Genomic DNA, 7,409 nt, shown 5'->3' with positions numbered 1-7,409 from the left:
CGACGTAGGGTTTGATGTTTTCTTCGATGACCTTTAGGACTTCGTCCTCATAGCCTGAGGGACTGTCCGCGCTTGAAAGACATTTAAGCAAAGAAACGGTATCCAATGACATCACTCCTTTTAAAGAACAGACATTTAAATCAAGATAAAACCCATAACAGAAAAATGTTTATCAAAAGCGAATGCCCTTTTGATGCCTATCTCACTACAAAGGGCAAAGCTTGTACAGTCAGTATAGGAGAAATCTTGATCTTGATAGGATACAAAAATGTTCCAGGCTATCTCTTCAATCTTTTCATTAATGCGTTCCAGCAGCAGATCTCCATTCAATGCAGATTCCATGACAAGGTTGTGAAATGTAATTGCTGCCTCCAAACCCGCATCATAACGAAGTCTCGTATACGTTTCATCGAGCACATAATTTGAGGTGACCAATACATCCTTTTCTTTTACAAGTCTATCCAGTTTTTCCCTAGCCGGGTTGTGATGGATGTCGTTAGCGATACAAACAGCAATCCACGCACTTGTGTCTACAAATACTAGCATTTTCCCCTGCCGTAAAGGTATTCATCGTGTTTTTCACTGGCATCCGACACAATGCTGTTTGCTATGCCTATCATTTTTAACAGAGGGTTTTCTTTATTATCCTTTTCTTGCTTTAACTTTAAAGCATACTCCTGTAAGGCCCTCCTAATGGCCTCCGATTGGGAAATGCCCATGCTAATACAGATCTCTTTTAAAATTTCCTCGGTGTCGTCATCGAGGTAAATCTGTTTACGCAGCATTTCATAACACCTCTTATTTTATAATGTCTATTGCTATTATAACATTATTTTATAAATAATGTTACTCCATATAGTCCTCAGATAACTTTAAACTGAAATTACAGATATGGTCTAATCATGTTAATATTTCAGCAAAGAAAGCCCTCATTGCTTCCCAGGACCTGCGGTCCGCCAGCTCATTGTAAGCGGCGCCCTTGGAAGGATCGTTTCCGGAGGCAGGGTTGGTAAAGCTGTGCACAGCACCGCCATAAAATATCATTTGCCAGTCAACGCCTGCGTTTCGCATCTCATCCTGGAAAGCAAGGACATGTTCCCTGGGTATAAATGGATCATTTGCTCCGTGACATACCAGAATCTTGCACTTTATGTTTTTAGCTTCGTAGGGGTTTTGTGTGTCTAGGTTACCGTGAAAGCTCACAACGCCATCTAATTCGGCTCCACTTCTTGCAAGCTCAAGCACCGTTCCACCGCCAAAGCAGTAACCGATGGCAGCTATCCTTGACGAGTCCACAAACGGGAGATCTTTTAGAGCCTCAAGCGCTGCACTTGCACGGGACCGAAGCATGGCTCTATCCGAGCGATACTTGGCGGCAAGATCTGCTGCCTCTGCTGTAGTTTTTGCCCTTACTCCTTTGCCGTAGATATCGGCGGCCAAAGCGACGTAACCAAGCTCAGCCAATTGTCTGGACCGTCTTTTCTCGTAGTCTCCCAGTCCCGTCCATTCATGTACCACCAATACTCCGGGGCGCTTGTCTTCCGTCTTATCATCGTAGACTATGTATCCCTCACAAACCACATCCCCGCATCTATATTCAAAAATTTCCTCTCTCATTCTCTTGGCCCTCCTTTTGGACTTTACTCCATCAAATTTAAAGCCATCCTTTGTCCTTCCAGTATTTATACTCGCCTGCCCACTGCTCTTTTCTCGAAGAGATTGCATCTTTAAAGAACCTTCGCCTGACTTCCATGATTGCCAACTGATCCGGAAATTTTTTGCCCTCCCTGACAGCTTCGACAATTTGAGTACCAAGCGATCTGGCCCTTTCCTTTAGGACATCAAATTCTGACATCGGTCCAGAGACTCCACCCACATACTGGATGCCACAGCTTATCATGTAATCTTCGAGGTAATCCAAAACCATCACGTGAGGCCCACCTCCCGATGTGGCAAAGGCGGCACCGTATTTGCCCAAAAGCATTTGGCAGTGAATAAAGGGGCTTGAACGATCCAAAAGCGCTTTAAGCTGAGCCGAGATATGGTTTATATAAACGGGCGAAGCGAACATTATGACGTCCGCCTTCAGCATCTTTTGGAGGATATCTCTTACGTCGTCCCTGAGAGGACATTTAAGAAGATCTTTATGGCACAAGCCACAGCCAATACAATATTTGACGTCTTTATCGCTAAGATGCACACATTCAATTGCAGCGCCCGCATATTGCGATTTAATTTCGATCAAAGCCTCTTCCGTAAGTTTAAAGGTATTGCTTTGCTTTCCCCTCGGGCTTCCCGATATGCAAAGTATCTTCATGGTTTAGCCTCCCCGTATGCTATTGAAATTTTAGATCAGTCAGGTAAATCAAGCTTCGACTCGAACTTGTACCTTAATTATATGCCTCAAGGCACGAAGGGGATAGCTATAGCAGTTGCAAGGTAAATTGTTTACCAAGCGAATTTACTGCTGATGGGGCTGCTGGTATTTGTAAGTGAACATGATCTTAAATAGGGATTAGCGTCTCCAGAAAAAGGCAAGCCATATACATGGAGGGGTGGCACTTGTCGAAAGGACGCGGTGTCTGACGTGAGCGGGAATTAAGACCCATTCTCCCCTATCGAGCACTTTTGTACTGCCGTCCTCCCACTGGATAGCTCCCTGTCCTTCGAGGACGCACACCCACTCATTCTCTTTTTGGTCGTACCAAAACCCCTCGGGAGATGCCTGGCCTGTCGAAATGATGCGCTCTATGCGCACCCATTCGTCGACGTAAAGGGTTTCAGCTACCTCCTCGCTAAGCGACGCTGATGATGGATCATAAAGATTTGCATTCTTTTTCATTAAAGGTACGCTCTCCATTTCTAAGATCGGGCGAAAATTCAAGATTTAGGCCAAAATATATTTTAAATGCTAAAAAGCTGGGTTTCTATATTTATTTGCCATCTTTTCTATTGCTTCCCACAGGCCCTGCAGGTAAACTGCACCTAATGCCCTATCGTATAACCCATAACCGGGGCGGCCTGTTTCTCCCCAAATCATCCTGCCGTGATCCGGCCTCATGTATCCGTCAAATCCCACATCGTAAAAGGCCTTTACGATCTCAAACATGTCAAGGGATCCGCATTTGGAGAGGTGTGCGCTTTCGTAGAAATCCCTATCGGAGGTGAACTTAAGGTTTCTGATGTGCGCAAAATGGATCCTGCCTTCCTTGCCAAACTCCCTAATGATGGCAGGGATGTCGTTTTGCCTGTTAGCGCCCAGAGAACCGGTGCAAACGGTTATGCCGTTGTACCTGCTTTTGTTCAGGTCCAGAAATTTGCGTATGTTCTCCCTTCCCGTTATGACCCTTGGCAAGCCAAACACCGGCCACGGCGGATCGTCGGGGTGTATAGCCATCTTTATGTCGCACTCCTCTGCGGAAGGTATTATGCTATCGAGGAAATATTTGATGTTTTTCCAGTACTTGTCCTCCGTCATCTCTTTGTATCTTTCTATGGTCTTGGAGATTTCCTTAAGCCTTTCGGGCTCCCAACCGGGTAGCTCTGAATCCTTCGACTGTTCCATAAACTGTTCGGCGAAGTTTTCAGGATCTATCTTGGAGACGAAATCGTGCCTATATGCCATGGTCCTGGAGCCATCTTCTAATTGGTATTCCAACTCCGTCCTAAGCCAGTCGAAGGCGGGCATGAAGTTATAGCAGATCACCTTCACGCCTATTTGGGAGAGGTTTTTCATGGTTTTTATGTATTTTTCTATGTAACTGTCCCGCGTTTCGAGCCCTAACTTAATATCCTCATGTACGTTTACGCTCTCTATCACTTCAAGCTTTAGGCCGTAGCTTTCGACTTCTTCCCTTAGGGCCTTGAGGCGTTCTAATGGCCACACCTCGCCAACCGGTATGTCAAGTAAGCTAGTTACAACTACCTCCATCCCGGGAATCTGCCTGATCTGCTCAAGCGTTATATGGTCATATCCCTTTCCAAACCAACGAAAGCTCATCTTCACGACATATCTACCTCCATGTTTACGCACTTAGATGACCGGTGCGATCTTGTCTATCATATTATATGAAAAAACACAAGCTTCGGTTTGTTGGTGTGATTCCTGAAGCGTAGATAAACGAAGCCTTTCTTTGCTAGATTTAAGCTCCACTTAAGCTGCGCGCATACTAAAATACCTGTATGTAAGTTGTCAATACAAACCCGCTGTATTTTAATGTCCTATTTATATATCTTCGATAAATTGTTATATTTGCACTATAGGCACGACAGATAGGAGGAGTTGTATAATTGGTGTTTAATCAATCTGTGCTGCGGATTTTTTCAAGGATTTCAAGGAAGGGAGATATTTTTTGACTGTTGAGATCGCGAGTTTCTGCGGGATAAAGATATACGCGCAACTGTCAAACAGGGTGACCTTTTTCAACAGCCCCTACCCTGCGCACTTCGAGCATAAAGCTGTCGACATCTACCCTTTCTCTCATGACGCCCCCTCTCCCGTAGAGGGAAAGGTTACGTATATTTATGAATTTACGGCTCCGAGGACGAAGCAATTTCAAATGCCCACGAAGGAATACCTGATCGCCATCGAAACGCCGGTGACGTCTGAGTACCTCGTTCGCATCCTCCATGTAAAACCAACCGTCAAGGTGGGCGACAGCGTTAAAGTTGGCCAGATCCTGGGGGAAATGGTAAAAAACGGGCACTTCGACTCCTGGACCGATCTTCATATGCACGTCGAAATCAGGCCGCGCGACAATCTGATCAGGGCAAGGGGAGGCATGCCTGTTCACGCTTCCTTGAAATGGGAGAAGTTTTACGGCATGCTTCCTGCTTCAAGCTTTCAGGGCAAAGTCATCGTCCAAAGGCCGAATTACACGCTCCTTAAAGGGCCTACTGCCCGGATGGGCTTATTTTCCGGCCTGCCCGTTGCAGTTGGCAAAGGCATTGGGATTTTAGACGGGGGTCTGCCGCATTACGGCTTTGGAGGCGTGCTGGCACGCGGAAAGGTAGAGATCGGCGATCCCGTATACATTGACGGTGTAAAGATAGGGCACGTAACAAATATTTACTCCGACGGTTTTGCCAGGTTTGAGGTAGAACCTTTTTCAGTAAAGCTTGACAACTTCATCATGAAGGGCATTTCGTGCTATATGGGCTTGTCCGGTGATTTTATGTGGAAGTTGATCCCTCAAGACGGGAAAAAGATGAGTTTGAAGGATAAAGCCTCAGTCATCATTTGCCCGCAAGGTCAAGCTCTTTCTTGATGGATTCTATCTCCTCTTTTGTGGGCTTTCGAGGGAAGTTATACATCGGGCCCAAGGGCGATTCGTTGTAGAAGGGCCTGTTGCAATTAGGACATCCCGACGTCATGAAGGGAATGCCGCTGTCCGCGGCAAGCTCAAGCGTAGCGCCGTCAACGCCAAAATCATCTAAGCGTCCGCCTTGAAATTTCATGCCATCTGCTCTGGCGATGCCGCTTGCTATGAGGTGGCGTGCCATCTGGATTTTCCTGTAGCTTGAAACTTTAGGCCTCGGCCATTTTTCAAGTGGGGTTCCCTTGACGGGCGTAAAGGCAAAAAGCCCTACCGTTATACCGCGGTCGTAAAGCATCTGGATTGTCCTTATCATCTCCTCTTCGCTTTCTCCCAAGCCGACGACGAGGTGGGTCGTCGCCCTGCCGATGAGCTTTTTTGCCTCCTCAAGGGCCTTTAAGTGGGTCTCCCAGCAATAGGGAGATTTTGCTCCTTTGCCCTTTATTTTCTCGAAAAGTTCGGGAGTAGCGGCGTCCAGAGCGATCCCTATGCGCTCTGCTCCTGCATCTGTCAGCCTTTTTATGTCCTTTGGCGAGATCGGATGGCAGGCGACGGAAAGGGGAAGATCGCAGGCTTTCTTTATCGATGCAACTATTTCGATGAGGTCATCTGCGACGCTGGGGTAATTTACGGACTGAAGGCATACCCTTTTGAAAGCATGGGTTGATTTCTGCAGCGCTTCGATGACGTCGTCCAGCGAAAACCTTGGCCACTCCACTCTGGAAAGCATCTCGCCGTCGGCGAGGCTTTCTCTTGCCTGAGGGCAAAACATGCAGTTGGCAAGGCACTTGCTTTCGCTGTAAACCAGCAGATGGGCCGTGGTGGGGGCAACTTCTATTTTAACCTTGCAAAAGCCTAAAACAGCAGCGGTGCCCAGCGCAACCCTTACATATTTGACCAACTTTTACCCTCCTATCTCCATTGGGACGGCGCAGCAGAGGTCTATTTTTTGAAGTTTTAAACCCATAATTCGAGCCGCTTCCAAGGTTTCTTTTTTCGGCACCACGATCCCGTTTACGCGCGCCTTGAGGGCCCGAAGCTCGTATTCTGTTTGTCGGGGCCTCATGCAGCCTAGGAAAATGTTTGCCTCTTCCATTTTGCTGCGGGCGTAGGATATTACGTCCTCGACTTCATCGGCCGACGGAGGGTTTACTGCCTCGAAGGCCGTGCCGCCTGTGGGTATCAACACCAAAAAGACGAGGGTGCTCACTTTCCTTGAGCACGCTATCTCAACGGCCCTTTTTTCGCCTTTGAGGCGTCCCCCGTGGAGGCCAATCGTTATATGGGGCACCACGCAGGAGACATTTTCAAGCAAATGATCCAGGGTGCTGACGTAGTCCTCTACAGATTTGTCAAGACCTGTGACTTCCCTTATCGTTTCGTCATCGCCTATCAGGTCAAAGGAAACGACGTCGACGCCGGCGTTGCCAAGGCTTCGGGCAAGACCTTCGGGGACGAGCCCGCAGTGGACGTTTATCGCCAGCTTTGTATCGCCCTTGATGCGTGCCAATGTGTCGACGAAGCCCTCCAAAGGCACCCACCCGTTTTCGTTGTAACCGCCGCTTACAAGCACTCCCTTGTATCCTTTTTTGTCGAATTCGAGGCACTTTCGGTAAAGGGTTGCGGGATCGCTACAGGGGATCATATGTTCGAGGTAGTGGCGATCGCAGTGTTTGCAGTGCATGGCGCAAGCATTTCCCGTTATCGAAAGGGAGGGAAATAAGGGCTTTGGGTAGAAGGCGTAAAAATTATTTTTGTTGTCGCCTGTCGTTTCGTATTCTTTCATTCCGCCTGCACCTTTACCGCTTCATGAGCCATTCTTTTGAAGCGTATTTTGCCTTTAACTCTTCCGCTAAGCTTATTTCCTCATGTGTCAAGTCGCCTTCCTCGAAAGATGCGCCCAAGGAATCGGCAAAGCCCCCACACATCGCATCCCTTACCTCCTCAAAGCTCGTGCGCTTTTTTAGCTCTCGTGCAAGTGACGTTACCCGCTCGTAAACGGATGCGATGAACTTGTCAGAGATCTTCTCCGGGCTTATCTTTAACAGCTCGAACATCAATCGGATGTCAGGGTCAACAAGTATCGTGCCGTGC

General features: G+C 47.5%; 10 protein-coding genes. 1 reads left to right on the top strand and 9 read right to left on the bottom strand.

Annotated elements, in window-relative coordinates:
* Window positions 1–135 precede the first annotated feature (135 nt).
* The 6 genes from Q7P41_RS09065 to uxuA all read right to left on the bottom strand — a co-directional run bounded on the left by Q7P41_RS09065 (window position 136) and on the right by uxuA (window position 4,000).
* A complete protein-coding gene (locus tag Q7P41_RS09065) occupies window positions 136–546 on the bottom strand; it encodes a type II toxin-antitoxin system VapC family toxin (protein WP_303883650.1) in 411 nt (136 codons plus the stop codon).
* Window positions 540–785, bottom strand: coding sequence for a CopG family transcriptional regulator (locus Q7P41_RS09060; protein WP_303883648.1), 246 nt, complete (start codon window positions 783–785; stop codon window positions 540–542). Before Q7P41_RS09060 ends, Q7P41_RS09065 begins: the two co-directional genes overlap by 7 nt.
* Window positions 786–900: 115 nt before the next feature.
* A complete protein-coding gene (locus tag Q7P41_RS09055) occupies window positions 901–1,617 on the bottom strand; it encodes a dienelactone hydrolase family protein (RefSeq protein WP_014806952.1) in 717 nt (238 codons plus the stop codon).
* A 37-nt stretch (window positions 1,618–1,654) separates the two neighbouring features.
* Window positions 1,655–2,317, bottom strand: coding sequence for a flavodoxin family protein (locus Q7P41_RS09050; RefSeq protein WP_303883644.1), 663 nt, complete (start codon window positions 2,315–2,317; stop codon window positions 1,655–1,657).
* Window positions 2,318–2,515: 198 nt separating this feature from the next.
* Window positions 2,516–2,842, bottom strand: coding sequence for a cupin domain-containing protein (locus Q7P41_RS09045; RefSeq protein ID WP_303883642.1), 327 nt, complete (start codon window positions 2,840–2,842; stop codon window positions 2,516–2,518).
* Window positions 2,843–2,911: 69 nt separating this feature from the next.
* A complete protein-coding gene (uxuA, locus tag Q7P41_RS09040) occupies window positions 2,912–4,000 on the bottom strand; it encodes a mannonate dehydratase (RefSeq protein ID WP_303883652.1) in 1,089 nt (362 codons plus the stop codon).
* Window positions 4,001–4,352: 352 nt separating this feature from the next.
* Between uxuA and Q7P41_RS09035 the strand changes: the two genes are divergently transcribed.
* Window positions 4,353–5,267 (top strand): peptidase M23, encoded by a 915-nt coding sequence (locus Q7P41_RS09035; protein ID WP_303883640.1) that lies wholly within the window; start codon window positions 4,353–4,355, stop codon window positions 5,265–5,267.
* On the opposite strand, the gene Q7P41_RS09030 is transcribed toward Q7P41_RS09035, so the two are convergent.
* The 3 genes from Q7P41_RS09030 to Q7P41_RS09020 all read right to left on the bottom strand — a co-directional run.
* Window positions 5,236–6,216 (bottom strand): radical SAM protein, encoded by a 981-nt coding sequence (locus tag Q7P41_RS09030; protein WP_303883638.1) that lies wholly within the window; start codon window positions 6,214–6,216, stop codon window positions 5,236–5,238. The genes Q7P41_RS09035 and Q7P41_RS09030 overlap by 32 nt on opposite strands.
* Before the next feature lie 3 nt (window positions 6,217–6,219).
* On the bottom strand, window positions 6,220–7,101 hold the full coding sequence (locus tag Q7P41_RS09025) for a radical SAM protein (protein ID WP_303883637.1): 882 nt from the start codon (window positions 7,099–7,101) through the stop codon (window positions 6,220–6,222).
* 13 nt (window positions 7,102–7,114) lie between these two features.
* Window positions 7,115–7,409, bottom strand: a 295-nt coding sequence (locus Q7P41_RS09020) for a biotin/lipoate A/B protein ligase family protein (RefSeq protein ID WP_369693152.1), incomplete at its 5' end; no start/stop codon positions are given.

Source organism: Acetomicrobium mobile (assembly GCF_937920065.1).
This window is presented reverse-complemented; position numbering and strand designations above follow the sequence as displayed.